The sequence below is a fragment of the Mesobacillus maritimus genome (assembly GCF_023715205.1).
In the GTDB taxonomy this organism is placed as follows: domain Bacteria; phylum Bacillota; class Bacilli; order Bacillales; family Cytobacillaceae; genus Mesobacillus_B; species Mesobacillus_B maritimus_C.
On record NZ_JAMBNR010000063.1, the window covers coordinates 1 to 478 of the forward strand.

Consider the following 478-nt stretch of genomic DNA (forward strand, 5'->3'; position numbering starts at 1 on the left):
CTTTCACCCTGAGTTGTTAAACTAAAATAAGATGCACCATCAGACTTTGTTACACGAAGCCATCCCAGTATCGACAATTTTTTCAAAAGTGTTTTTATTTTTGGAGTGCTGAAAAGAATGTCAACGTTTAATGATAGACTTTTAATTGTATAAGTTTCTGTCATATCAATGGATGTGTTTTGTTTACCTGCCAGAATCATTACAGCCTCAAGTTTTGACGGGTTTTTAATCAAATATAAAAATATTTGAATTTTATTTCTATCCAACAATAGAACATCATTTCTATTCTTGCTTAGCGTATGAATTAAAATAATCAGAAGAGCAACATTTAAATTAAAATCTTCATCAAGAGGAATATAAGGTAATGAACTCATTTTTGCCCCCTTAAACTATTCAAAGAATCAAGAGATGTGTCTGGGGACCAAATTATATCTCTATCTAGCTTATTAGCAAGCTGATGCAGCATTCCTTTCTTATG

2 protein-coding genes are annotated in these 478 nt (G+C 31.4%); both read right to left on the minus strand.

Annotation, left to right across the window (positions count from 1 at the left end; genetic code table 11):
* A partial coding sequence (locus M3182_RS25605) for an ABC-three component system middle component 4 (RefSeq protein ID WP_251560641.1) occupies window positions 1-374 on the minus strand: 374 nt, incomplete at its 3' end.
* Window positions 371-478: ABC-three component system protein (locus tag M3182_RS26570; RefSeq protein WP_432806733.1), on the minus strand; the 108-nt coding region annotated here is incomplete at its 5' end. The genes M3182_RS25605 and M3182_RS26570, both read right to left, overlap by 4 nt.